Origin of the sequence: Streptomyces monticola (assembly GCF_042665355.1) — a bacterium.
Lineage (GTDB): Bacteria > Actinomycetota > Actinomycetes > Streptomycetales > Streptomycetaceae > Streptomyces > Streptomyces monticola.
This window is the reverse complement of the sequence record NZ_JBHTCF010000001.1, coordinates 1142581-1166930: the sequence shown is the minus strand read 5'-3', so window position 1 is coordinate 1166930 and position 24350 is coordinate 1142581. Positions and strand designations below refer to the sequence as shown.

The following is a 24350-nucleotide window of genomic DNA, read 5'->3' as shown; positions in this document are numbered from 1 at the left end:
CCACCGTCCAAGGGGCATCGCAGCAGCGGTAGGGACCGGGGGGAGCAGGGGGCATGAGGGGACGGAGGGGGTGGCCGGGGGCCGCCGTGCTCGCGCTGGTCGCGGGCACGGCGGGCTGCGCCGCCGAGGACACCGGCGGCCGGTCGAACGAGTGGCGGGAGCCGGCCGCATACCGCTACACGGTCGAATCCAGCGCCGGTGAGCGCTCGGGGCTCGGCACCTACACGGTGACGGTGCGCGGCCACAAGGTGGTGGCGGCTGTCGGGCACGACGAACCGGGCCGGCAGTTCGTACGCGACCTCGGTGAGGTGCCCACCATCGGCGACCTCCTCGACGAACTGGAGGCCGCCCGCTCGGAGCACCACGCCGACCGGGCCGAAGCGCGCTACGCCGCCGACGGGCACCCGGTGCGGATCTCCCTCGACTACGAGGAGGACGCCATCGACGACGAGGCGGAGTACCGGATCACGGACTACCGCGCCACGGATCAGCGGGACGGGACGGGGTCCGACGGGACGGGGCGGACCTGAAGCGGCAGCGGCAGGCGAAAGACCCCTTCCGCGTGTGGATTGCGGGGTTCCGCGAAGCGGGCGGCGGGCTGCATGATGGCCGCCACGCACCCGTGTCGCAGCCCGTGTCGCAGAGGGAGTCACCGCCCGTGGCAAGCAAGAAGGCCCTGATCCGCCGTCCGAGCCCCCGTCTGTCCGAGGGACTGGTGACGCATCTGGAGCGCTCTCCGGTGGACGCCGGGCTCGCGCTCGCACAGTGGGAGGCGTACGTCGAGGCGCTGCGGACACACGGCTGGGAGACCGTCGAGGTCGAGCCGGCCGACGACTGCCCGGACTCGGTGTTCATCGAGGACACCGTGGTGATGTTCCGCAATGTCGCCCTGATCGCGCGCCCGGGTGCGCAGTCGCGGCGTCCCGAGACGACCGCTGTCGAGCAGGCCGTCGCCGGGCTCGGCGCCTCCGTCAACTGGGTGTGGGAGCCGGGCACCCTCGATGGCGGCGATGTCCTGAAGATCGGCGACACGGTGTACGTGGGGCGCGGCGGACGCACCAACGCCGCCGGGGTGCAGCAGCTGCGGGCCGCCTTCGAGCCGCTGGGAGCGCGGGTGGTGGCGGTGCCGGTCGCCAAGGTGCTGCATCTGAAGTCCGCGGTGACGGCGCTGCCGGACGGCACGGTGATCGGGCACGAACCACTGGTGGACACCCCGTCGCTGTTCGCCCCGTTCCTGCCGGTGCCCGAGGAGTCGGGCGCCCACGTGGTGCGGCTGGGCGGCGACAAGCTGCTCATGGCGGCGAGCGCGCCCAAGTCCGCGGAGCTGCTCGCCGACCTCGGCTACGAGCCGGTACTCGTGGACATCGGCGAGTTCGAGAAGCTCGAAGGCTGCGTGACGTGTCTCTCGGTCCGGCTGCGCGGGCTGTATGCCTGAGCCGGGCATAGCGCACACCACCGCGTATATCGACCGCAACTCAATACGACATAACCGGACGAAAAGTGCCCCGGACCCCCCTGATCAGGGATCTCCTTTACCCGCCACTTAACCTACGGTCTCGTAACCTACGTAGCCGTAGGTAAGCCCCAAGGTAAGCACCTCCGTCCCCGCAGGAGCCCCCGTGACGATCGCCTCTCCCCACCTCGGCAGCCCGGACACCTGGACCGACGCCCGGCTTCTCTACGCCCTGGAGGAAGTGGTCGAGAAGGAGCTCAACCGGCATCTGAAGGTCGCCAAGGACTGGATGCCGCACGAGTACGTCCCCTGGACGGACGGCCGTAACTTCCCCGGCCTCTTCGACGACGGCGAAGCCTGGGAGCCCGGCCAGTCCAAGGTCACCGACATCGGCAAGACGGCCCTGGTCGTCAACCTCCTGACCGAAGACAACCTGCCCAGCTACCACCACGAGATCGCCAGCCTCTTCGGCCGCGACGGCGCCTGGGGCACCTGGGTGCACCGCTGGACCGCGGAAGAGGGCCGGCACGGCATCGTCATGCGCGACTATCTGCTCGCCTCGCGTGCCGTGGACCCGGACAAGCTGGAGCAGTTCCGGATGGCGCACATGAGCGAGGGCTTCGAGTCGGACAACCGGCACTCGATGCTGCACTCGGTCGCGTATGTCGCCTTCCAGGAGCTCGCCACCCGGATCTCGCACCGCAACACCGGCCACCAGTCGGGCGACCCGGTCTGCGACCGGATGCTGTCGCGGATCGCCACCGACGAGAACCTGCACATGGTCTTCTACCGCAACCTTCTGAAGTCGGCCTTCGAGATCGCCCCCGACCTGACGATGCAGGCCGTGCGCGATGTCGTGGTCAACTTCCGGATGCCCGGCCACGGCATGCCCGGCTTCGAGCGCGCCGCCGCGCAGATGGCCATCGGCGAGATCTACAACATGCGCATCCACCACGACGACGTCCTGCAGCCCGTCCTTCGCCACCTGAAGGTCCTGGAGATCGACGGCCTCGGGCCCGAGGGTCTCAAGGCGCAGGAGGAACTCGGCCTGTACATGGGCGGACTCGACGCCGAGGCCGCGAAGTTCGACGCGAAGCTCGCGGCCCGCAAGGCCCGCCTCGCGGCCCGCGCGGCCGGCTGACGGAGTTCCCGGCACGGTCCGACAGGGCCGCCACTCCAGAACCGACGGGGCCGCCGCTCCAGTACGGCCCGATACGGCCATTTACGTCCACCCCCTGCGGTGCAACTGTGCCCGCAGGGGGTGACCGTCATGGCACAGACCCATGAGTGGATGTTCTACGAGGTCATGTGGCGCGGCTGGGCCGGTCGTGAAGGGGTGCCGTATCCCGTGCCCTGGTGGGCCCAGGCGAACTTCCGGCACTGGAGCGACGACTTCGACCGCGGCACCTACGAATCGAAGGAGGCGGCCTTCGCCTCCAACGCCCTGTACCGGTACTGGCACATGGTGGGCGTCAAGGACCACCGCCAGGAGAGCCTCATCGGACAGGCCGGTGAGATCGAGCCCGTCTACGACAAGTACTGCCTTTCCTTCTTCCTCTACGACCCGGTCGCGGGGCAGCTGCATCTTCCCCAACTGCCGCACACCGACGGGAGGAACAGCGGCCCGCCCGTCGAGCAGCGCATGGAGGCCCCGCATCTGCCGGTGGTCCTGACGACCTTCCGCGCCCCCAACGGTGTGGAGTTCGTGCAGCGCACCTTCGCCACGGCGCTCGGGGCGCGACAGCGGGATGTCACGGTGACCCGGCTGACCGTGGGCACGCCCACGGGAGAGCAGCGCGAGGGCTGGCTGTGCGCCGCCGTCCTGCCCGCGGGACCGAGCGGCTTCCAGCGGCACGACCGCAACGGCCGGCAGATCACCGACCGGCGCCTGACCCATCTGCGGTATGTGCCGCAGGAGGCCCGGGTGGAGACCAACTCCGGCTGGGGGCCGCTGTTCGACACGGCGCCCGCGGAGTTCGGGGTCTACGGCAACCCGGACTTCTCCCTGGACCCGGACGCGTATCTGCGGCGCAGCCCGTTCCACGACCTGGCGGGCGGCGGCAAGCTGAACGGCGCGCCCGAGGCGCAGGACCAGGTGGCCGGGCTGTGCAGCGCGGTGTTCGCCTGGCCGTTCCGGGTCGCGCAGGACGAGGTCTTCGCGCTCGACGTACGCCTGCCCGTCGATCTCTACGACGGTCCCGACGACCTGGAAGAGCTGCGTTCGGTGCCCGCGGCCGATCTGGAGGCGGCCAACCGGGCGTTCTGGGACGCCAAGCTGCTGCACCAGGGAGTGCAGCCCCAACTCCCCTCCCCCGTCACTCATTTGACGGATATGTTCCGCCAGTCACGCTCGCAGCTCCTCGTCCTCTCCGACCACGGCGAGATCCATCCGGGCCCGACCGTGTACGACTCCTTCTGGATCCGGGACTCTTCGGTGGAGGCCACCGCGTGCTCCCTGGTGGGTGACGGGGCCCTGGCGGGGCGGCAGTTGGGCACGCACTATCCGCTGAAGTTCAACCGCGGCGGCGGGCGGATCGGGCCGTGCGCCGAATACGGCTTCTTCGGCGGGCCGCACGAGAAGGACGACCGCGAGTGGGACTCCAACGGGCAGGCGCTGTGGGCGATCGGACGCTACGACCGCACGCAGGGGCAGGCCGCCGCCTTCGGCGCGAAGCTCTACACGCCGTACGTCGTGGACGGCGCCCGCTGGCTGCGTGACAACCGCGACGGCTACGGCCTGCTGCACAGCGGCTGGAGCGCCGAACACCTCGGCGAACGCGACAAGCCGCACTACTGGGACGACCTGTGGGGCCTCGCCGGTCTCTACGAGGCGGCCCGGCTCGCGGAGCGGCTCGGGGCGCCCGAAGTGCCCGAACTGTGGGGCGCCTTCGACGACTTGAAGGCCGCCACCGCCGCGTCCATCCGCTGGGTGCTCGCCGAACAGGCCAGGCGCGGCGAGTGGGAGACCTATATCCCGACCGGGCCCGGCGACGTGGGCCGGCGCGACTCGACGATGATCGGGGCGGCGGCGTACTTCCATCCGCTGCGTCTGCACATGGGCAGCAAGCTGGGCGACGACATCGACCGGGCGGCCCGGTACACGCTCGACACGATGTACGGCCGCTTCGTCACCGGCGGCTTCCGGCACGAGGCGGCCTGGAACGCGTACGGGCCGTATCTGACGATGCAGCTTGCGCACGCGTATCTGCTGGCCGGGGACGCGGAGAAGATGGACCGGCTGCTCGGCTGGACGGTGGCCGCCGCCTTCCCGCGGACACAGGAGCGGGCGGTGGCGCTCGGCGCGTGGAACGAGCAGCACGCCTTTCCGATCGCCTCCGACTACGCCGAAGTACCCGGCCGCCACTGGTACATGGGCGACATCCCGCACGGCTGGGCCGCCGCCGAGTATCTGCTGCTCCTGCGCGACATCCTCTTCTTCGAGGCCGACGAGGACCGCGATCCGCACCTCTATCTCGCTCCCGGCGTACGGCCCCACTGGGTGCCGGACGGCGAGAGCGTCGCGGTCGACGAGGCGCCGACGCTGTTCGGGGCACCCTTCGGCTACCGCCTCACACACAACGCCACCGATCACACGGTCACCGTGGAGATCACCCGGGCCCCGTCCCAGGTGCGCTTCGTCTATCCGTGCCGCTTCGGCACGGTGCTCCAGGCCTGGGCCGGGCGACAACCCTTGGAGGCCATCGGCAACGACGTACAAGTGCCCGCCGGGACACGGCAGTTCATGGTCGAGTACGGGTGACTGCCGAGTACGGGTGACTGTTCACGTGCCCTCGTAGCCACGCGGGGCCGGGCCGCGCCTGAGGCGGTCGCGCTCCTTTTCGGAGAGGCCGCCCCAGACGCCGAACCGTTCGTCGTTGGTGAGGGCGTACTCAAGGCACGCGGCACGCCCCTCGCAGGCCAGGCAGATCTGCTTGGCCTCGCGTACGGAGCTGCCGGGCTCGGGGAAGAAGAAGGCCGACCCGGTCTGTGCGCACAGGGCGAGTTCGAGCCAGCTCTGGTCGCGGTCGGTCGCCCCGGTGTGCGGGGCCTGGGTAGATGACTTGCCGATCATGACTGCCATGCTGCCGGGCGCCGCGAAACAACCGATCAATGAACGATCAACGGCCGTTTCGCACCGGGGTGTCGGGCCTGGACAGAGCGCGGGTCAGGAGCCATGCCCGCGAGGTCAGGGGCCATGTCCGCGAGGTCGGGAGTCGTGTCAGCGAGGTCAGGAGTCGTGTCCGCTGTGGCAGCCGCAGCCCTGGGCGGCCGCGCGCGGCAGGCGTTCGGTGAACTCGCTCTGCGAGAACACCGCGAGCAGGGTGGCGTCCTCGTTGCCCTTGTTCACCAGGGTGATCTCCTTGCCGGCGGGCAGCATCGCGAAGGAGCCGGGGCCGACGACCTTCGTACCGCACTTGCAGGAGGCCTCCACCACGCCTTTGACGCCGGTGAGCAGCAGCTCGGAGCCTTCGTGGGCGTGCGCGGGTATGCCGCCGTTCGCCGGCACCTGGATCCGGACCGCGGCAAGGCTGCGGAAGGGGCCGTTCTCGGGGTCGAGGCGCAGCGCGAGGCTCAGCGACTCGGTGTCGTGGGCGGTGTCGATGGTCATGCCGAACATGGGATTCCTGAACTCTCTTGTGTGGGGTGCGGGTTACCGCGGGGGGGGCGGATGCGGCGGGGGCTGTGCCGCAGGGACGGGTGCCGCAGGGACGGGTGCCGCAAGGTCCGCAGGGTCGGGCTCAGGCCACGGCCTGCAGTCGGGCGCGGTCCTCGCCGCGCTCGCGCAGCCGTCGCGGGCGCGGCAGGTTGTCGACGAAGTCGCTGCGCGAGAAGACCGCGAGGACGGTGGCGGGCTGGGCGGTGCGGTTGGCCAGGGTGAACAGCTCTCCCCTGGGCACCATGACGCAGGCGCCGGGGCCGACGGCGACGGTGCCGCGCCCCGGGTTGCCGACCTCCACCACACCGTCGACGCCGGTGAGGAGCAGCTCCGAGTCGTCGTAGGAGTGCGCCTCCAGGTCGGTGTGGGCGAGGAGCTGGATACGGCCCGCGGCGAGCTCCTTGAAGGGGGCACCCTGCGGGTCGATCCGGACCACGGGCATATCGCCGCGGACGTACTGGGTGCCGATGCTGATGGGAAACACGGCGGTCCTCCTTCGTGAGGGGGCGGACCTTGCGGCCCGGGTCGGGTGGGGTGAGGTGAGGTGAGGTGAGTCAGGGTGGTGCGGGTGGTGCGGGTGGTGGGTCAGGTGGCCGCGGGCGCCCGGCGCAGGTCCGCGCGGCAGAGGTCGGGACCGACGAACGGCGTGAGGTCCGCCCGGGTGTCGCCGTCCTCCAAGAGCCCGTCGAGTACGCCCTGGTGGAGGGCGCAGACGACTTCGGGGCTTCGCCGCGCAAGGTCGCGATAAGGGCAGGCGTGCAGCAGCACGCGCGCGGTGCCCGCGGGCGCGGGCACCTGCTCCGGGTCGAAGCCCATGCGCGCGGCATGCGCGAACACCCGCTCGGCGGGCGCTGTGCCGGTGGCCCCGCTCCGGGTGAGGCGGCGACCCCAGGCCCGCCCGGCGGCACGCGCCGCGGTCTTCTCGCCGTCCACGGGCGTCACGCCGCTCGCGGTCTTCTCGTGGTCCACGGACGTCACGCCGCCTGCGGGCTTCACGCCGCCCGCTGTCTGCTCGGCCAGGGCTTCGACGAGGGCGGCCGCCAGGTCGTGGTACGCACTGTCCCCGGCCCCGGCCCCGGCCGCTTCCGCGTCGGTGGCGCGGACGGCCGTATAGCGAAGTTTCGGCCGTCCGCGCCCGGGTCCCGCCGCTGCGGTGGCCCGTACCAGTCCGGCGTCGGCCAGCGCGACCAGATGATGCCGGACCGTCGCCACCGAAAGGCCGGTAGCGGTCGCCAGCTCGTCCACGCCCAGCAGGCCGTCCGCCTCCCGCAGCAGGGACATCAGACGCCGTCGCGAAGGAACAGCCAGGGCGCGATGCACACGCTCAGCGGCCTCACTACCGGTCATTTCGGTCATGCAATGAATATAAACAATGACCGTCACCTATAAACCAGGGCAGAAGGTCCGGGACCTTCTGCCCTGACTCCGGGACCGCTTACGTCCTGCGGCGCACGGTGCGCCGCATGGGACCCACCGCTTACGGTCTTCCGCTTACGGTCTTCCGCTTACGCTTTGGCGCTACGGCTTGGCGCCCGCCCCGCTGCCCTCCTGCGGGACGCTCTTGAGCACCGCGAACCGCGCGCCGTAAGGATCGGCGAGGTGCGCCGTGCGGCCGACACCTTCGAGATCCGTCGGCGCCTTGCGCACCGCACCGCCGAGCTCCCCGGCCCGGCGGGCCGCGCTGTCGCAGTCGGTCACTTCGAAGTACGGCAGCCAGTGCGCCCCGCCGTCCGCCCCTGCCGGGGCCGCGGCGGCGGGCAGGATGCCGCCGAACATCGCGTCCGCCTCGGTGCCGGCGGGGTGCAGCGTCGTGTAACTGCCGCCGGGGAAGGGCACGTCGAAGGACTGCAGGCCGAGCACCGCGCTGTAGAACGCCGCCGCCGCGGGCACATCCGCCGCATAGAGCTCCGCCCAGCACAGCGAGCCCGGGACCTGCACCGCTCCGAAGCCCTGCATCACGCCGGGCTGCCAGACGCCGAAGGAGGCGCCCTCGGCGTCTTTCAGGACCGCCATCCGGCCCAGATCCCCGACGTCCATGGGCTCGAAGACGACGGCGCCGCCGGCCTGCTCCGCCGCTTTGGCGGCGGCATCGGCGTCGGGCGTCCGGAAATAGAGCGACCAGGCCGCGGGACCCTGCTCCGGGGGCACGGCCATACCGCCGGCGACGTCCTTGCCGTCGCTGCGGTACATGACATATCCGCCGAACTCCTCGCCCGACGACTCGGCGTCCCAGCCGAACAGCGTGCCGTAGAAGGCATTGGCGCCCTCGATGTCCGGGGTGCTGAAGTCCGCCCAGACGAGGGAGCCGGTGACAAAACGGGTAGTGAGCATGTCCGCTCCTCCGGGATCCGCACCGTGCGGACCCCTCTTCTTCTGCCGCCTCCGAGTCTGGCACCGGGCACTGACAATCGCCCTCCGAACCCGGGGCCCGCACCGCCGCAGGCGCCCTCCGGTCCCGCTCCGGCCTCCCCCCTGCTCGACCTCGCCACCCTCAACTGCCTTTCACCTCCACCGACTTGTGAAGGATTCCTTCGAGTGAGAGCGCTCTCAGCAACAACTCTTGACGACACAGCCCGACTTGGCAATGGTGGTCGCATCCGCGGGCGCCCCCCCCACCCCGCGTTCCCCCACATCTCCCAGGAGACTCCGTGATATCGCGCAGAGTGTTCTTGACCGCAACAGCCGGTGCGACCACCGCACTGACCTATCCCATCTGGGGAAGCGCTCTCAGCCCGAGCGCCAAGGCCGCACCGGAGACCTGCGAACTCGCCCTGCAGAACAAGTCGTTGTCCGGCACCGTGCACGCCTACGTGACCGGGCACGAGCAGGGAACCGACCGCTGGGTGCTGCTCAAGCCCGACGGCGGCGTCTACCGGCCCGAGTCCCCGGCGCAGCCGCAGACCCCGCTCCCGGTCGACTGCGCGATCCCGCTGCGCGGACCGGGCGAGGACCCAGTCGTACTGACGCTGCCTCAGATGTTCGGCGCCCGGGTCTACTTCGTGCGCGACGACAAGCTCGACTTCTTCCTCAACCCGGGCCCCTCCCTGGTCGAGCCCGCCTTCGCCACCAAGGAGGACCCCAACTACGGCCGCACCTGGTCGTTCTGCGAGTTCACCTTCAACCCGCAGCAGCTGTACGCCAACATCAGCTATGTCGATCTGGTGACCGCGCTGCCGATCGGTCTGCGCCTGGAGGGCGACGGCACCCATGACGTGGCGCCGCTGCCGGACGGGGCGGTGCAGAAGATCGCCGACGACCTGGTGGCACAGGCCGCGAAGGACGGCCAGCCCTGGGACAAGCTCGTCATCCGCGGTGACGGCGGCGGCGTCCTGCGGGTGATCTCACCGCAGAACCTGATGGCCCCCTACTTCGACCGTCCCGCCGAGATGCCCTTCCGCGATCTGTGGAACGGCCATATCGACCAGGTCTGGGACAAGTACCGCTCCACCGACCTGCGGATCGATCTGCAGGGCGGCCGCGGCGTCAAGGTCGGCCGGGTCAGCGGCGACACCCTCACCTTCGAGGGCGGCCACACCTTCTCCAAGCCGACCTCCAAGGACATCTTCACCTGTAATCACGGGCCGTTCACCAACAACCCGAACGACCCGGACGACAAGAAGGGACTGCTCGCCCGGCTCGCCGCCGGCTTCAACCGGAGCATCATGCTCAGCCACCCCGAGCAGCCGAACGGCGCCACGGCCGCGGACTACTACAAGGACCCGGTCACCAATCACTGGGCGCGCGTCGTCCACGCCAACTCCCCCATCGGGTACGCGTTCCCGTACGACGACGTGCGCCCGGACGGCCAGCCCGATGTGTCCGGCGCCGCACACGACGGCAACCCGCGGCGGTTCACGGTCGCGGTGGGGTCCTGAGCGGCTTCGGGGCAGTCCGGTACGGCTCTTCGTGGCCCCGGCCCCAAAGGCGCGCGGGGGAACTGCGCGAGCCGCCACGACGCACCCGCAGATGATGCACCGGACTTCCCGCGGAGCGCTCAGCTCAGGCAGAGTCCCGCAGCACGAGTGACGTGGGCGTGACGATCGATGACGGGGCGCTGCCCGGGATCTCGTTCCCGGCGGCGCCCCGTTCCAGGCCGCGCAGGAGCAGCCGTGCCATCAGGCGCCCCATCTCCTCGATGTCCTGGCGCACCGTGGACAGCGGCGGATCGGTCTGCGTGGCCACGGACTCCATGTCGTCGAAGCCGACCACCGCCACCTCGTCGGGCACCCGCAGGCCGCGCTCGTGCAGCACACGCAGGGCGCCCGCGGCGGACAGGTCGTTGGCGGCGAAGACCCCGTCCACATCGGGGCACCGGTCGAGGAGTTCCCGCATGGCGCGCTCCCCGCCGGCGGGGGTGAAGTCGCCCTGGACGATCAGGGCGGGGTCCGCGTCGGGCAGGACGTCGCGGTAGCCGTCCAGCCGGTCGACGGCCGATGTCTGGTCCAGGGGCCCGCTGATATGGGCGATGAAGCCGCGGCCGAGGGCCCGCAGATGGCGTACGGCCTCACGGGCGCCGCCGCGGTTGTCGCAGTCGACGTACGGGACCCGCTGTTCGTTCACCTCGGGGCGGCCACCGAAGACGGTGGGCAGGGCCGCCTTGCGGATGATCGCGGGCAGTTCGTCGTCCAGGTGCACGGAGAAGACCAGGGCGCCGTCGACGTGTCCGCCCGCCAAGTAGCGGCCCACGCGCGCGTAGTCATCCTTTCCCTCCACCAGGAGCAGCACCAACTGTGAGTCGTGGGCGGTGAGTTCCTTGCTGATCCCGCGCAGCTGCTGGGCGAAGAACGGATCGGCGAAGACCCGGGTCTCCGGTTCGGCGATCACGACGGCGATCGCGTCGTGGCGGCGGGTGACCAGGCTGCGGGCCGCCTGGTTCGGTACGTATCCGAGCTCGTCGACCGCGCGCAACACCTTCTCCGCGAGTGAAGTACGCACTCCCGCACCGCCGTTGACGACGCGGGAGACGGTCGCGCGGGAGACTCCGGCGTGTGCGGCCACCGCCTCCAGGGTGGGGCGCGGCACGGCGCCTGACGGCTCGGTCACCTTGGGTCTCCTCACGGCTGCGTACGGCGGCTGACGTCAGAATAGTCACCGTCGGCTGGGCCGTTCAGAGCGCTCTCATATTCCGGGTGCACCTCGTTGGTGAAGGGGCCGGAGACTTGGTGAAGACGCCAGAGGCCGCACCTGTCACGCCTCCTCTCACCCCCGACCCCTCATGGCCCTGACGCCTCTCAGGCCCGCCAGCCCCTCAGGCCCGCCAGCCCCTCGGCCCGTCATCCCCTCAGGCCTGTCATCCCCTCAGGCCCCTCAGGCCCGCCAGCCCCTCAGGCCTGTCAGCCCCTCAGGCCCCTCAGCTCCTCGGGCCCTCAAGCTTCAGCCGTCCTGGTCGCCGTCCTCCATGATCATCTCGGCGGCCTTCTCGGCGAGGGCGATCGTGGGCGCGTTGGTGTGACCACGGGTGATCCGCGGCATGACGGAGGCGTCCGCCACGCGCAGGGCCCGGGTGCCGCGGACCCGAAGGCGCGGGTCGACGACCGACTCCTCGTCGGCGCCCATCCGGCAGGTGCCCACGGGGTGGTAGAGCGTTTCGGCGCCCTCCCTGACCGCGCGGGCGAGCGCCTCGTCGCCGACGACACCGGGGTAGCGGGCGAACGGCCCTGACGTATAGGCGGAGAGGGAGCGGCTCGCGAGCAGTTCCTCCGCGCGGCGCACCCCGGCGACGAGGGTCCTGAGATCCTCCGGGTCGGTCAGATAGCCGGGGTCGATGCCGGGTGCGCCGGTGGCGTCGGCGGCCGGGGTGATGCGGCCTTCGCTGCCGGGCTGCAGCAGGACCACACCGATGGTGATGCCGTGTTCGGTCGGCGGGGTGAGACCGTGGTCGACGAACGGCACCGGCGCGTAGATCAACTCGATGTCGGGGGCGTCGAGTTCGGGCCGGGTCTTGATGAACGCGACGGCCTCACCCACGTTCGAGGTGAGCGGCCCGCGGCCGGCGAGCAGGAAGCGGCCGAAGTTGGCCGGGGTGTCGGCACCGGTCAGAGTGAGGGGCTCGGGGCAGCGCACGGTCACCGCGTAGGAGAGGTGGTCCTGCAGATGGCGGCCGACGTCGGGCGACGCGACCCGGCTCACCAGGCCGGCGTCGGCGAGGGTCTGCGGGTCGCCGACACCGGACCGCTGCAGCAGCTGCGGGGACCCGATGGCGCCCGCGCTGAGGATCACCTCGCGGCCGGCCCGCAGGAGCCGGGTGACACCGCCGCGTTCGGCGACCACCCCGGTCACACGGTCCCCGTCGAACTCAAGCCTGTGCGCCTGCACTTGAGTGAAGATCCGCAGGTTGGGGCGGCGGCGCGCGCCGCGCAGATAGGCGTCGGCGGCGCTCCAGCGGCGGCCGCGGCGCTGGCTGAGCGGGGTCACGGCGAAGCCGCTGTGGTCGGGTCCGTTGAGCTCGTACAGCTCGCGCAGTCCCGCTTCCCTGCAGGCGGCGAGGAAGGCGGCGGTGGTCGGGTTGGGGTCGCGCGGGGGCGAGATCCAGACGGGGCCCCCGGTGCCGTGGGCGGTTCCCGAACCGGGCGCTCCCGCCCAGCGTTCGGCGCGCCGGAAGTAGCGTTCGAAGGCGTCGTACGACCAGTCCTCGCCGGCCGCCTCGCCCCAGGCGTCGTAGTCGTCGCGGTGGCCGCGCACCCACATCATGGCGTTGATCGAGGACGAGCCCCCGAGGGTGCGGCCGCGCGGCCAGTACAGTTCGCGGCCACCGAGCGCGGACTGCTTGGTGGTCGTGTAGTCCCAGTCGTAGGGCGTCTTGAAGAGCTTGGGGAACGCGGCGGGGATACGGATCTCGGGTTTGCGGTCCCGTGGCCCGGCCTCGATGAGCGCCACCCGCACGGCCGGGTCCTCGCTGAGGCGCGCGGCGAGCACACAGCCCGCGGAGCCCGCGCCCACGACGACGTAGTCGTAACCGCTGCTTGTGCCATGTGGTCCGGTCAAGTCGGCCTCCCTGGTGGGCCGTTCAGCGTAGCGGCGCGGCGCCGGGATGGCGCGGCACTGCTCGGCCAACTCCAGGGTTCCGCGGCAGGATCAGTGCCCCTCGTGCCCGGCCGCCCCATGGCCCGGAATCGTCCCGTCCGGCTTGGCCACCAGGAACATCCCGGCCATCCCCATGTCGGAGTGGCTCTGCACATGGCAGTGGTACATCCAGGCACCGGCCCCGACCCCCTCGCCCGCGACGATCTGGAAGCCGAACGAGTCGGCGGGCCCGGTGATCTTGTTGTCGATGACCGGGGTCGGGTCGTCCGGTCCGGCGAGGGTGCCGGTGCGGTTGTCCGCCCAGCGATGACCGTGCATATGGAACGTGTGGTAGTACTCGCCGTGCGTGATCATCACGATCTCGATCCGGTCGCCGACGGTGGCCTTGAGGTCGGGCCCCTTGGGGAGGTTGTTGATGGTCATGTCGTTGAAGACGATCGTGTACGTCACGTCCGGCAGGACGTCGCCCGCGCGGCGCACGATCAGCGGTCCGTACAGGCCTTTGCGCAGGCCGCCGGTGCCGTGGTCGGTGCCGACGACATGGTCGTGGTAGTGCCAGTAGCCCGCGCTGCCCGCCCGCCAGGTGCCGTCCTTGCGGCGGCCGGGGGCATGGGTGCGCCAGGTGTACGTACGGGACTGGCCCGGCGCGACATGGCTCTTGTTGTGCCGGGTGCCGTCGCTGCTGATCTCGTAGTCGACGCCGTGCGGATGCAGGCTGACCGCCACGTCGGCGGTGTTCTCCAGCTCGATGTGCAGGGTGTCGCCCTCGACCATCTCCAGGAGGGGCCCCGGTATCGAGGCCTTGCCCTTCTCCAGGCCGTAGCCCATCTGTCCGTCGGCGAGTTTCTCGGCGTACAGCTTGATGTGCCGCGTCTCGTTTCTGGCCTCCGCCTGAGCGGCGGCGGGAGCGCTCTCGGCGGACGAGGAGCCCGCGCCCGGCAAGGAGGCCGACATCGATGTCAGACCGGCCGCCACCACCGCTCCCCCGGCGAAGAGCCGCCGATTGAAGCCACGTCTGCCCAGCTCATCGCCCAGTGTTTCCGACATCACCGAACTCCCCATGGCCGCATCGGGATTGACGGGGCGCCAGCGGCCCCGAGACGGCCTCACCGTAGCTCCGGGATCTTCGTTTATCCACACTCAGGACAAAGTTTGTGTCATCACGGTCATAGCTATTGGCGTACCGCCGAAAGAGGTCTAACTTCCTTGGCGCCGTTGCTGTGACCGATGAGGGGTGGGTGACCATATGCGCAGCGCACCGCGTCAAAAGCCCGGAGCGTTAGGGCAGTTGGGCAGAAGCAGACGCAGATCCCGCAGAATCTGGGCGGCCGGTCTCGCGGTGGCAGCGCTCACCGGAGGGCTGCTCGCCGCCGGCCCCGCCACGGCTCGGCCCTATCCCGAGCCGCCTGTGACAACGATGTCTCTGCCGTCTCCGCCGGGCGGGTCCAACGTACGTGTACTGGTCTTCCACGGTTCGGCGAGCCCGGAGACCCCGCTCGTCAACGCCGGCATCGAAGCCATCGAGAAGATCGGCCAGTCGGGCCCGGAGAACCAGCGGTTCACCATCAGGGCCACCGACGACGCCTCGGTCTTCACCGACGAGAGGCAGCTCGGCCGCTTCAACGCCGTGGTCTTCCTGACGGGCGGCGGCGATGTCCTCGACCCGGAGCAGGAGCTGGGCCTGGAGGCCTACATGGAGGCGGGCGGCGGCTTCCTCGGCGTCCATGACGCGGCCCGCGCCGAACCGTACTCGGACTGGTTCACCGGTCTGGTCGGTGCCAGGCCCGCCAAGGGCAGCGGGGCCACGGCGCAGCGCGCGACCGTCGAGGTCGGCGACCGTCAGCACCCCGCCAACTCCGGTCTGCCGCTTGAGTGGAAACGCCCCGACAAGTGGCTGAACTGGGAGAAGAACCCGTCGGGCGACGTGCACACCGTGGCGCGGGTACGGGAGTCGACCTACAAGCCGGGCGAGGGCGCGAACGGCGCGGACCACCCGGTGTCGTGGTGCCGTGACTACGACGGCGGCCGCTCCTTCTACACCGGCATGGGCGGCACCGTCGACACCTACGCGGAGAGCGATTTCCGCACGCATCTGCGCGGCGCCCTGCTGTGGACCACGCGTCTGGCGCGCGCCGACTGCAAGGCGGCCATCAACGCCAACTACCGTGCGGAGCGCCTGACCCAGCCCAACCAGCCGGGCCAGAACGACCAGATCGGCGAGCCGCACGGCCTGGTCACCGCCGAGGACGGCCGGGTGCTCTACATCGGCCGTGGCGGCGCCGACGCCGCACAGCCCGTGGTGACCGACTGGAACAACCCGGATATCGGCAAGGGCAAGGGCGAGATCCATGTCTATGACCCCAGGACCAAGAAGGTCACGCTCGCGGGAGCGCTCTCCGTCTTCGGCAACAAGGGCGGCGGCGATGAGCTGATCAAGGTCGAGGAGGGACTGCTCGGTATCGAGCTCGACCCGGGCTTCCAGACCAACGGCTGGGTGTATCTGCACTACACACCGCACGCGCAGATCAACCGCGATACGCGGATGGCCGAGCGCCGCGTCTCCCGTTTCACGCTCGACCTGGCGACCAACAAGCTGGACCTCAACAGTGAGAAGGTCCTGCTCAAGTGGCCGGTGCAGATCCACAGTTGTTGCCATGCGGGCGGCGGCATGGCCTGGGACTCGAAGAACAACCTGTACATCGCGACGGGTGACAACAACTCATCGCGGTTCAGCGACGGTTACTCCGGCAACAACCCGGAGCCGAACTACAAGGGCGTCTCCTTCGCGGACGCGCGCCGCACCGCGGGCAACACCAACAACCTCAACGGCAAGATCCTGCGGGTCCACCCGGAGCCGGACGGCACGTACACGCTGCCCGCCGGGAATCTCTTCACCGGTGACGAGCAGGACGAGGGCGGCGGCAAGACGCGCGGCGAGATCTATGTGATGGGGGTGCGCAACCCGGCGCGGATCTCCGTCGACCGGAAGACCGACATCCTCTACGCGGGCTGGGTCGGCCCCGACGCGGGTGCCCCGTCGACGACATGGGGCCCGGCGAAGTACGACACGTTCGCAGCGATCACCGGCCCCGGCAACCACGGCTGGCCGTACTGCATGGGCAACAACCAGCCCTACCGGGACCGCAATCTGCCCGATCCGACGAAGCCGCTCGGCTGGTACGACTGCGACCAGCCGAAGAACGAGTCGCCGAACAACGACGGCCTGGTCAAGCTGCCGCCGGTGACCGCGAACACCATCTGGTACTCACCGCAGGGCGGCGGCCCCGACTTCCCGCGGAACGCCGACGGCGTGCCCTCGTACAAGACCGAGGAGCAGATCTTCCGGCTCCCGTGGCTGAAGGGCGGCGGGCAGGCCGCCATGAACGGCCCGGTCTACCGGTACGACGCGGACACGGCGCGCGAGGGCACCTGGCCCTCGTACTGGGACGGCAAGTGGTTCGTCGGGGACTTCTACGACACCGACCAGCCGCGGCACGCGGTGCTCACGGACCCGAGGACGGTCGGCAAGGGCGGTCTCCCGGTGCACGCCGAGTCGCTGAAGAAGATCGTCCCGATCGGCAATGACGGCATCAAGAACCTCATGGACTGGAAGTTCGGTCCCGACGGCGTCCTTTACGTCCTGGACTACGGCCGCGGCTTCTTCACCTCGGACGCCAAGTCGGCGCTGTGGCGCGTCACCTACCAGGGCGGTGCGGCCACGCCGAGCGCCGACCAGCTGGCCAGGAAGGGCTGACCGGTGAGAAACGGACGACACAGACGGAACTCTCTGCAGCTGCTGCTCGCCGCGCTCCTGATGGTGCTCGGCCTGACCGCGCCGGCCGCCTACGGGCAGCCCGATCCGGGCTCCCGGCCGGTCCAGGACGGTGCCGCCGCCGCACAACAGGTGCTGACCTGGACCGCGGGCGACCCGATCGACAAGTATCTGTCCGCGCCGACCACGGCGGTGGCGGGCGCGACGACGATCGTCTTCGAGAACAGCGCGGCCACCGGCAACACCACCGGCATGCCGCACACGCTGACGTTCGACGTCTCGGACCCCGAGTACAACAACGACGTACCGCTGAACATCCTCGCCAACCCGTCCGACGCGGAGGGCGGCAAGCACACCGCCGAGGTCACCCTCTCCCCCGGCCGTTACCGCTACCACTGCACGATCCCCGGCCACGGTTCCATGCAGGGCATCCTGACGGTGACCGAGGGCGGCGGTGAGGACACCACGGCGCCGGAGACCTCGGCGAAGGTCGACGGGACGCAGAACGCCGACGGCGCGTACGTGGGGCAGGCCGCGGTCACGGTGACCGCCACGGACAACACCGGTGGCTCCGGGGTCGACAAGGTCGAGTACGCGGTCGGCGACTCCGGTGCCTGGCAGCCGTACACGAACCCGGTCGTCGTGAACCAGGTAGGCAGCCACAAGATCCGCTACAGAGCGAGCGACAAGGCGGGCAACGTGGCGGCCGAGAAGGCCGTGGAGTTCGCGGTGGTGGCGCCGCCGACGGACGACACCACGCCGCCGGAGACCTCGGCGACCGTCACGGGTGAGAAGAACGACCAGGGCCAGTACGTCGGCATGGCGACGGTGACCGTGGCCGCGTCCGACGCGGGCTCCGGGGTGAACAAGGTCGAGTACGCGGTCGGCGACTCGGGTGCGTGGCAGGCGTACACGGCGCCGGTGATGTTCCACGACCCGGGGACCTACAAGGTGCGCTACCGGGCCACCGACAAGGCGGGCAACGCGGCCGCCGAGAAGGCCGTGGACTTCGTGGTGGTGGCGCCGCCGGCCGAGGACAAGACGCCGCCGGAGACCGCCGCGAAGGTCGACGGGACCCTCAACTCCGATGGCGCGTACGTCGGCAGGGCGACGGTGACCGTGACCGCCACGGACGCCGACTCGGGCGTGGACAAGGTGGAGTACTCGCTCGACGGGGCGCCCTACCTCGCGTACACCCAGCCCCTGGTGGTGGACCGCACGGGCCGCCACACGGTCGCGTACCGCGCGAGCGACAAGGCGGGCAACACCTCGGAGGCGAAGACGACGGCCTTCACCATCGTGGAGGGCGGCGGGGTGCCGGCGCCCAACTGCCCCGAGTACGACGAGCGTCCGACGGTGTTCGTCGGCACCGTCGACAGCGGCGTACCCAACCGGATGACGAAGAGCCGCTGCACGATCAACGAGCTGATCGAGGACGAGAAGGACTGGTCGTCGCACGCGCTGTTCCTCAAGCACGTGGACCAGGTCCTCGACCGGCTGCTCACCGAGGGCGTCATCGACGCGCGGGAGCACCGCACCATCTACAGCGCGGCGAAGAAGTCGGGCATCGGCGAGCCGGGCCAGACCGAGGGCTACCGCAAGCTCTTCGACGGCAGCGCGTCGTCGTTCGCCAAGTGGCAGCACGTGGGCGGCGGTTCATTCGGTCTGAACACCGACGGGTCGATGACCTCGGGCACCACGAAGGCCGGTCTCGGCATGCTGTGGTTCCCCGAGCGGAAGTACGACGACTTCTCCCTGAAGCTGCAGTGGCGGGACGACGCTCCCGGTGCGGGCAACGCCAACTCCGGGGTGTTCGTGCGCTTCCCGCAGATCCATGACCATCCGGAGGAGTCACGGCCGGAGTGGGTCGCGATCAAGTACGGGCACGAGGTGCAGGTGTTCGACCGCCCGGACGGCGACATGTACAAGACCGGTTCGGTCTACGGCTTCGACCGGGTCGGGCTCGCGGGCGCAGGCGTCACCCCGAAGGGCACCTGGAACGACTACGAGATCCGCGTGGTCGACCAGCACTACCAGGTGTTCCGCAACGGCACCCTGATCAATGAGTTCGACAACACGGGCGGCCAGGTCTTCGAGCCGCCGCGCGCCGACGACCCGGGCACGGACGGACGGCGCTATGCCTCCGGCCATCTCGGGCTGCAGGTGCACGGGGTCACGGATGTGGTCTCGTACCGGGACATCCGCATCAAGGAGCTGTAGCCGAGCGGAAGTCGAGCCCCCCACGGGGTCGGTGCCCCCGCTCCCTCTCGTGGAGCGGGGGCACCGTCACGCGTCGTCGTGGCGCGCCCGGCTCGGCTGCACCCGCTTGGGCTCGCCCGGCATCTTCGGGTACTCCGGCGGGTAGGGCAGATCGCCCAGGCCCCGGTCGCGCTCGTCCTGGTCGGCGAGGTCCAGGAGCGCGTCGAGGGAGTACGCCTGGTCGTCCATGTCCGCGTGTACGTCGCCCAGTTCGGCGTAGCGCTTCGGCATGGTCGCGAGGTCGAAGTCACGGGGCACGGCGTCGTCGAGCTCGTCCCAGCGCAGCGGCGCGGAGACCGGGGCGTGCGGGTGCGGGCGTACGGAGTAGGCGGAGGCGATGGTGCGGTCGCGGGCGGTCTGGTTGTAGTCGACGAAGATCCGCTCGCCGCGCTCCTCCTTCCACCAGGCGGTGGTCACGGCCTTGGGGCTGCGGCGCTCCAGTTCACGGCCGCAGGCGATGGCGGCGCGGCGCACCTCGGTGAATGTCCAGCGCGGCTCGATCGGTACGAAGACATGCAGTCCGCGGCCGCCGGAGGTCTTGGGCCAGCCGCGCAGACCGCCGAACTCGTCGAGTACGGCGCGCAGTTCGTGGGCGGCACGGACGGCGTCGGCGTAGTCGGTGCCGGGCTGCGGGTCGAGGTCGAGACGGAGTTCGTCGGGGTGGTCGGGGTTCTCGCGGCGTACCGGCCAGGGGTGGAAGGTGAAGGTGCCGTACTGGGCGGCCCAGATGACGGCGGCGACCTCGGTGGGACACATCTCGTCGGCGGTGCGGCCGCTGGGGAAGGTGATCGTGGCGGTCGGGATCCAGTCGGGCGTGTTCTTGGGGGCGCGCTTCTGGTAGAAGGACTCGCCGGTGACGCCCTCGGGATAGCGCTCCAGGGTGGTGGGACGGTCGCGCAGGGCGCGCAGGATGCCGTCGCCGACCGCGAGGTAGTACTCCGCGAGGTCCCGCTTGGTGAAGCCGCGCTCCGGGAAGTAGACCTTGTCCGGGCTGGAGAGCCGCACCTGGCGGCCGCCCGCGTCGAGCTGCACCGCTGCACCACCCATGCGAGTCAGCCTAGGCGGGCCCCACGTAAGCCGCATATCGGGCGCAAGGGTTCATCGGGTTGCAGAATCGAAGCATGGATCTGCCGGTGATGCCGCCCGTGAAGCCGATGCTCGCCAAGCCCGTGAAGAAGATCCCGCCCGATATGCAGTACGAGGCCAAGTGGGACGGCTTCCGGGCCATCGTGTTCCGCGACGGCGACGACATCGAGCTCGGCAGCCGCACCGGCAAGCCCCTGACCCGGTACTTTCCCGAGCTGGTCGAGGCGCTGCGGGAGAATCTGCCGGGCCGCTGCGTCCTGGACGGTGAGATCGTCATCGCCCGCGACGGGCACCTCGACTTCGACGCGCTCACGGAGCGTATCCACCCGGCGAACTCCCGGGTGCGGCTGCTCGCCGAGCAGACCCCGGCGTCGTTCGTCGCCTTCGATCTGCTCGCTCTCGGTGACGACTCGCTCCTCGACACCTATCTGGGCGACCGCAGGGCCCGCCTGGTCATGGCGCTCGCCGAGGCGCGGCCGCCCGTCCATGTGGCGCCCGCGACCTGTGACCCGGAGCTCGCGCAGGAGTGGTTCCGCTCGTTCGAGGGCGCGGGCCTCGACGGGGTGATCGCCAAGCCGCTCGATCTGCTCTACCGCCAGAACGAGCGCCTCATGTTCAAGGTCAAGCACGAGCGCACCGCCGACGTCGTGGTGGCCGGATACCGCCTCCACAAGAGCGGCCCCGTCGTCGGCTCCCTGCTGCTCGGCCTGTACGACGACGGGGGCGCCCTGCAGCATGTCGGCGTGTGCGCCGCGTTCTCCATGAAGCGCCGCGAGGAGCTGGTCGCCGAGCTCGAACTGCTGCGCATGGAGTCCGCCGCCGGGCACCCCTGGGCGGCCTGGACGGAGGAGTCCGCGCACGCGTCGGCCCGGCTGCCGGGGGCGCCGAGCCGCTGGTCGGGCAAGAAGGATCTCTCCTGGATTCCGCTGCGCCCGGAGCGGGTGGCCGAGGTGGCCTACGACCACATGGAGAACGGCACCCGCTTCCGGCACACCGCACAGTTCCGCCGCTGGCGCCCGGACCGCGCCCCGGACAGCTGCACCTACGGACAGCTGGAGGAGCCGGTGCGGTACGACCTGGAGGAAGTGCTCGGGGCGCGGCGGCCGGGCGATCAGTCGCCCTGAGGCCCGCTGGACCTGAGGCCCGCTGGCCCTGAGGCCCGCTGGCCCTGAGGCCGGCGCTCCCCGGCCCCCGGAGCCCGCACCTCCGCCCCCCGGAGCCCGCACCTCCGCCCCCCGGAGCCCGCACCTCCGCCCCCCGCAGCCCGCAGCCCGGCGCCCGAGGCCCCCGGCAAGGCCGCCTCACGCCGCGTCGTGGAAGACGAGCCCCAGGGTCCGGCGGCGCCCGGAGCGCACCGCGCTCACCCCGTGCCGCACCGGCCCCGCCGACCAGCCGCGGGCCGAGCGCACCGGGCGTTCGCGGGTGGTGAAGACCAGGCCGCGGCCCTGTTCCAGGAGCATCGACGTACCGCGCGACTGGGCACGCGGCCGCTGTTCGACGAGCAGGAACTCGCCGCCCGTGTAGTCGGCGCCCGGCCGGTCGAGGCCGATGACGACCTGCAGCGGGAAGACGAGATCGCCGTACAGGTCGCGGTGGAGCGCGTTCCAGTCGCCGGGGCCGTAGTTCAGGAGGATCGGCGTGGGCCTGGTCTGGCCCGCCTCGTGGCACATCCGCAGCCATGCGTCGAGGGTGTCGGGCCAGGGCGCGGGACGGCCGAGGCGGTCCGCCCAGTCCCGGGCCACGGCCAGGAGATACGGGTAGAGCGCGGCCCGCAGCTCGGCGACGGGTGCGGGCAGCGGGTGCGTGAAGTAGCGGTACTGGCCGGAACCGAAGCGGTGCCTGGCCATGTCGACGGTGGACCGGAAGCGGTCGGCGTCCTCGTAGAGCTCCGCGATCTCCCGGCACGCGGCCGGAGTCAGCAGCCGCGGGGTGAGCGCGCAGCCGTATGTGTCGAGTTCGGTGGTGAGCGCGGGCCAGTCGACGGCGGCGGTGCGGTCGGCGGGGGTGACCCGGTCGGCGGGGGTGACGGCGGTCCTGCTGTTCATCTCTCAAGGCTGACGCGCGGGGGCCCGGGGGCGCTGGCGGCTTTCGGACGGCGAGGTACGCGCCCGCGCGAGCGTATTCCGAGCGTATTCCGGCCAACGTCGAAAGGGTGGGCTCCTGTGCCTTCCGGGTCTCGCGAGGTGCCCATATGCTCCTGCGCCGGATGTGATCACTACTTTCGGTAAGGGGTGGGGCATGGGGGGAACCGGCAGTAGCCGAAGGGCATTTGTGGCGGGGGCAGCGGCAGCCGGCGGGGCGGTCGCGGGAGCGGCGGTCACGCTCGGGGCAGGCCCGGCCGCCGCCGCACAGGCCGACGTACCGGTCGGTGCACCGGCCGCCGCGGCGTCGCAGGCAGCGGGTGCGCGGCAGACGGTCGCCGTTCTGGGTGGCGGGGTCGCCGGGCTCACCGCCGCCCATGAACTCGCCGAGCGGGGCTTCGCCGTGACGGTCTACGAGCGGCGCGCGCTCGGCGGCAAGGCCCGCTCCATGGATGTGCCGGACAGCGCGAAGGGCAACCGCAGACCGCTGCCGGCCGAGCACGGTTTCCGCTTCATCCCCGGCATTTATCACAACCTGCCGGACACGATGCGCCGCATTCCCTTCCCGGGTAAGGCGAACGGCGTGTGGGACAACCTGGTGGCGCCGCCGGAGATGATGTTCGCGCGCACCGGCAAGGAGGAGCTGCGCGGCCCGATCCCCTGGCCGGGACACAAGCCGGCGCAGCTGACCCTGGACGAGATCCGACGGGCCCTGGGCGGGCTGCTCGAGACGGTCGCGGGGCTGCCCGCGCACGAGGCCGCGTATTTCCTCAACCGCGCCGTGGTGTTTCTGACCAGCTGTGACGAGCGGCGCGACGACACCTGGGAGAGCACGCCCTGGTGGGAGTTCACGCGGGCCGCGCAGATGTCGGAGACCTACCAGCGCATCCTGGCCGTCGGCGTGACCCGCAACATCGTCGCCACCAAGGCCGAGGAAGCCAGCACCCGTACGGTCGGCACGCTCGGCGAGGCCTTTGTCTTCAATCTGCTCGGCCGGGGCGCGGACGGCCCGCCCGACCGGATCCTCGACGCGCCCACCAATGAGGCGTGGATCGACCCCTGGGTGGCCCATCTGACCTCTCTGGGCGTGGAGTTCAAGGTCGGCTGGTCGGTGCGCGAGCTGGTGTTCGGCGCGGGCCGCATCCAGTCGGTGGCGATCGAGGACCCCGGGGGCACCCGTCGCTCCGTCACCGCCGACCACTACGTCCAGGCCATGCCGGTGGAGCACGCGCGCCGCACCTGGGGCTCCGAACTGCGCGCGGCCGACCCCCAGTTGGCGCGCTGCGACAAGCTGGAGACGGACTGGATGACCGGTATCCAGTTCTATCTGACGGAGCGCCCGCAGATCGTGCACGGCCACTTCAACTGCATCGACTCGCCGTGGTCGCTCACCGCCATCGCCCAGGCCGAGCACTGGCCGAAACGCGACTTCCCCGCCGACTACGGCGACGGCGTCGCCGTCGACTGTCTCTCCGTGGACATCTCCGAGTGGGACAAGCCCGGCATCCTGTACGGCAAGACGGCCAAGCAGTGCACCCGTGAGCAGGTCGCCAGGGAAGTGTGGGCGCAGCTGAAGGCGGCGCTCAACGACACCGGCAGGACGGTCCTCAAGGACGGCACGCTGCACTCCTGGTTCCTCGACCCGGGCGTGGACGGCATCGGCGGCCCGAACCCCACCAATGACGACGAGCTGCTCATCCATCCCGTCGGCACGTTCCACAACCGCCCCTCGGCCGAGACGAGGATCCCCAACCTCTATCTGTCCGGTGACTATGTGGCCGTCGACATCGACCTGGCGACGATGGAGGGCGCCAACGCCTCCGCCCGCCAGGCCGTCAACGCCCTGCTTGACAGGGTGGGTTCGGACGCGCCGCGCTGCACGGTGCAGGCGCTGTTCCGGGCGCCGGAGATCGAGGTGCTCAAGCGCCACGACCGCACGCGTTACCGGCTCGGACTGCGCAACGCCTTCGACCTCGGGTGACGGCGAGCGGCTGCCGCCCGCGCCGGCAGACGCGGGCT

At 70.6% G+C, this 24350-nt stretch carries 19 protein-coding genes; 9 read left to right on the top strand and 10 right to left on the bottom strand.

The features are described from left to right. The first annotated feature begins 53 nt into the window (after positions 1–53). The 4 genes from ACFQVC_RS04810 (at position 54) to ACFQVC_RS04795 (ending at position 5213) form a co-directional block, all read left to right on the top strand. Positions 54–530, top strand: a complete 477-nt coding sequence (locus ACFQVC_RS04810) for a DUF6174 domain-containing protein (RefSeq protein WP_381826727.1) — start codon at positions 54–56, stop codon at positions 528–530. Between the two features lie 128 nt (positions 531–658). After that, on the top strand, positions 659–1435 hold the full coding sequence (gene ddaH / locus ACFQVC_RS04805; RefSeq protein WP_381826725.1) for a dimethylargininase: 777 nt from the start codon (positions 659–661) through the stop codon (positions 1433–1435). Between the two features lie 184 nt (positions 1436–1619). Then, positions 1620–2594 (top strand): acyl-ACP desaturase, encoded by a 975-nt coding sequence (locus ACFQVC_RS04800; RefSeq protein ID WP_381826723.1) that lies wholly within the window; start codon positions 1620–1622, stop codon positions 2592–2594. A gap of 129 nt (positions 2595–2723) precedes the next feature. Beyond that, positions 2724–5213, top strand: coding sequence for a prenyltransferase/squalene oxidase repeat-containing protein (locus ACFQVC_RS04795; protein WP_381826721.1), 2490 nt, complete (start codon positions 2724–2726; stop codon positions 5211–5213). Positions 5214–5234: 21 nt separating this feature from the next. Here ACFQVC_RS04795 and ACFQVC_RS04790 read toward each other — a convergent pair whose 3' ends face one another. From ACFQVC_RS04790 to ACFQVC_RS04770, 5 genes are all read right to left on the bottom strand, one after another. After that, positions 5235–5525, bottom strand: coding sequence for a WhiB family transcriptional regulator (locus ACFQVC_RS04790; protein WP_381826719.1), 291 nt, complete (start codon positions 5523–5525; stop codon positions 5235–5237). A 156-nt stretch (positions 5526–5681) separates the two neighbouring features. Further along, on the bottom strand, positions 5682–6062 hold the full coding sequence (locus ACFQVC_RS04785; protein WP_381826717.1) for a cupin domain-containing protein: 381 nt from the start codon (positions 6060–6062) through the stop codon (positions 5682–5684). 130 nt (positions 6063–6192) lie between these two features. Further along, the gene (locus tag ACFQVC_RS04780; protein WP_381826715.1) at positions 6193–6594 is read right to left on the bottom strand and encodes a cupin domain-containing protein; all 402 of its coding nucleotides are present in this window, start codon (positions 6592–6594) and stop codon (positions 6193–6195) included. Positions 6595–6695: 101 nt separating this feature from the next. Then, a complete protein-coding gene (locus ACFQVC_RS04775; protein ID WP_381826713.1) occupies positions 6696–7466 on the bottom strand; it encodes an ArsR family transcriptional regulator in 771 nt (256 codons plus the stop codon). A gap of 162 nt (positions 7467–7628) precedes the next feature. Beyond that, positions 7629–8441, bottom strand: coding sequence for a VOC family protein (locus tag ACFQVC_RS04770; RefSeq protein WP_381826711.1), 813 nt, complete (start codon positions 8439–8441; stop codon positions 7629–7631). A 317-nt stretch (positions 8442–8758) separates the two neighbouring features. Between ACFQVC_RS04770 and ACFQVC_RS04765 the strand changes: the two genes are divergently transcribed. Then, on the top strand, positions 8759–9985 hold the full coding sequence (locus ACFQVC_RS04765; RefSeq protein ID WP_381826709.1) for a glycoside hydrolase family 64 protein: 1227 nt from the start codon (positions 8759–8761) through the stop codon (positions 9983–9985). A 124-nt stretch (positions 9986–10109) separates the two neighbouring features. On the opposite strand, the gene ACFQVC_RS04760 is transcribed toward ACFQVC_RS04765, so the two are convergent. The 3 genes from ACFQVC_RS04760 to ACFQVC_RS04750 form a co-directional block, all read right to left on the bottom strand. After that, on the bottom strand, positions 10110–11153 hold the full coding sequence (locus ACFQVC_RS04760; RefSeq protein WP_381826707.1) for a LacI family DNA-binding transcriptional regulator: 1044 nt from the start codon (positions 11151–11153) through the stop codon (positions 10110–10112). 330 nt (positions 11154–11483) lie between these two features. Beyond that, on the bottom strand, positions 11484–13094 hold the full coding sequence (locus tag ACFQVC_RS04755; protein ID WP_381826705.1) for a GMC family oxidoreductase: 1611 nt from the start codon (positions 13092–13094) through the stop codon (positions 11484–11486). A gap of 90 nt (positions 13095–13184) precedes the next feature. Next, positions 13185–14156 carry a multicopper oxidase domain-containing protein gene (locus ACFQVC_RS04750; RefSeq protein WP_381827116.1) on the bottom strand — a complete coding sequence of 324 codons (972 nt, stop codon included), beginning with the start codon at positions 14154–14156 and terminating at the stop codon, positions 13185–13187. A 223-nt stretch (positions 14157–14379) separates the two neighbouring features. Between ACFQVC_RS04750 and ACFQVC_RS04745 the strand changes: the two genes are divergently transcribed. Both ACFQVC_RS04745 and ACFQVC_RS04740 read left to right on the top strand, forming a co-directional pair. Then, positions 14380–16887 (top strand): ThuA domain-containing protein, encoded by a 2508-nt coding sequence (locus tag ACFQVC_RS04745; protein WP_381826703.1) that lies wholly within the window; start codon positions 14380–14382, stop codon positions 16885–16887. A 60-nt stretch (positions 16888–16947) separates the two neighbouring features. Beyond that, complete coding sequence (locus tag ACFQVC_RS04740) at positions 16948–19125, top strand: OmpL47-type beta-barrel domain-containing protein (RefSeq protein WP_381827114.1); 2178 nt, start codon at positions 16948–16950, stop codon at positions 19123–19125. 66 nt (positions 19126–19191) lie between these two features. Here ACFQVC_RS04740 and ligD read toward each other — a convergent pair whose 3' ends face one another. Then, positions 19192–20211, bottom strand: coding sequence for a non-homologous end-joining DNA ligase (gene ligD / locus ACFQVC_RS04735; protein ID WP_381826701.1), 1020 nt, complete (start codon positions 20209–20211; stop codon positions 19192–19194). 74 nt (positions 20212–20285) lie between these two features. Here ligD and ACFQVC_RS04730 point away from each other — a divergent pair, with 74 nt between their 5' ends. Continuing rightward, on the top strand, positions 20286–21374 hold the full coding sequence (locus tag ACFQVC_RS04730; RefSeq protein ID WP_381826699.1) for an ATP-dependent DNA ligase: 1089 nt from the start codon (positions 20286–20288) through the stop codon (positions 21372–21374). A 177-nt stretch (positions 21375–21551) separates the two neighbouring features. Here ACFQVC_RS04730 and ACFQVC_RS04725 read toward each other — a convergent pair whose 3' ends face one another. Further along, on the bottom strand, positions 21552–22295 hold the full coding sequence (locus ACFQVC_RS04725; protein WP_381826697.1) for a 2OG-Fe(II) oxygenase: 744 nt from the start codon (positions 22293–22295) through the stop codon (positions 21552–21554). A gap of 193 nt (positions 22296–22488) precedes the next feature. On the opposite strand from ACFQVC_RS04725, the gene ACFQVC_RS04720 reads away from it, so the two are divergent. After that, positions 22489–24312, top strand: coding sequence for a hydroxysqualene dehydroxylase (locus tag ACFQVC_RS04720; RefSeq protein ID WP_381826695.1), 1824 nt, complete (start codon positions 22489–22491; stop codon positions 24310–24312). Positions 24313–24350: the final 38 nt, after the last annotated feature.

Bases quoted from the DNA above. Each gene is read 5' to 3' on its own strand.
- ACFQVC_RS04795 (WP_381826721.1), top strand. From the start codon at position 2,724: ATGGCACAGACCCATGAGTGGATGTTCTACGAGGTCATGTGGCGCGGC.
- ACFQVC_RS04770 (WP_381826711.1), bottom strand. From the start codon at position 8,441: ATGCTCACTACCCGTTTTGTCACCGGCTCCCTCGTCTGGGCGGACTTC.
- ACFQVC_RS04725 (WP_381826697.1), bottom strand. From the start codon at position 22,295: ATGAACAGCAGGACCGCCGTCACCCCCGCCGACCGGGTCACCCCCGCC.
- ACFQVC_RS04785 (WP_381826717.1), bottom strand. From the start codon at position 6,062: ATGACCATCGACACCGCCCACGACACCGAGTCGCTGAGCCTCGCGCTG.
- ACFQVC_RS04740 (WP_381827114.1), top strand. From the start codon at position 16,948: ATGGTGCTCGGCCTGACCGCGCCGGCCGCCTACGGGCAGCCCGATCCG.
- ligD (WP_381826701.1), bottom strand. From the start codon at position 20,211: ATGGGTGGTGCAGCGGTGCAGCTCGACGCGGGCGGCCGCCAGGTGCGG.
- ACFQVC_RS04810 (WP_381826727.1), top strand. From the start codon at position 54: ATGAGGGGACGGAGGGGGTGGCCGGGGGCCGCCGTGCTCGCGCTGGTC.
- ACFQVC_RS04745 (WP_381826703.1), top strand. From the start codon at position 14,380: ATGCGCAGCGCACCGCGTCAAAAGCCCGGAGCGTTAGGGCAGTTGGGC.
- ACFQVC_RS04775 (WP_381826713.1), bottom strand. From the start codon at position 7,466: ATGACCGAAATGACCGGTAGTGAGGCCGCTGAGCGTGTGCATCGCGCC.
- ACFQVC_RS04790 (WP_381826719.1), bottom strand. From the start codon at position 5,525: ATGATCGGCAAGTCATCTACCCAGGCCCCGCACACCGGGGCGACCGAC.
- ACFQVC_RS04720 (WP_381826695.1), top strand. From the start codon at position 22,489: ATGGGGGGAACCGGCAGTAGCCGAAGGGCATTTGTGGCGGGGGCAGCG.
- ACFQVC_RS04730 (WP_381826699.1), top strand. From the start codon at position 20,286: ATGGATCTGCCGGTGATGCCGCCCGTGAAGCCGATGCTCGCCAAGCCC.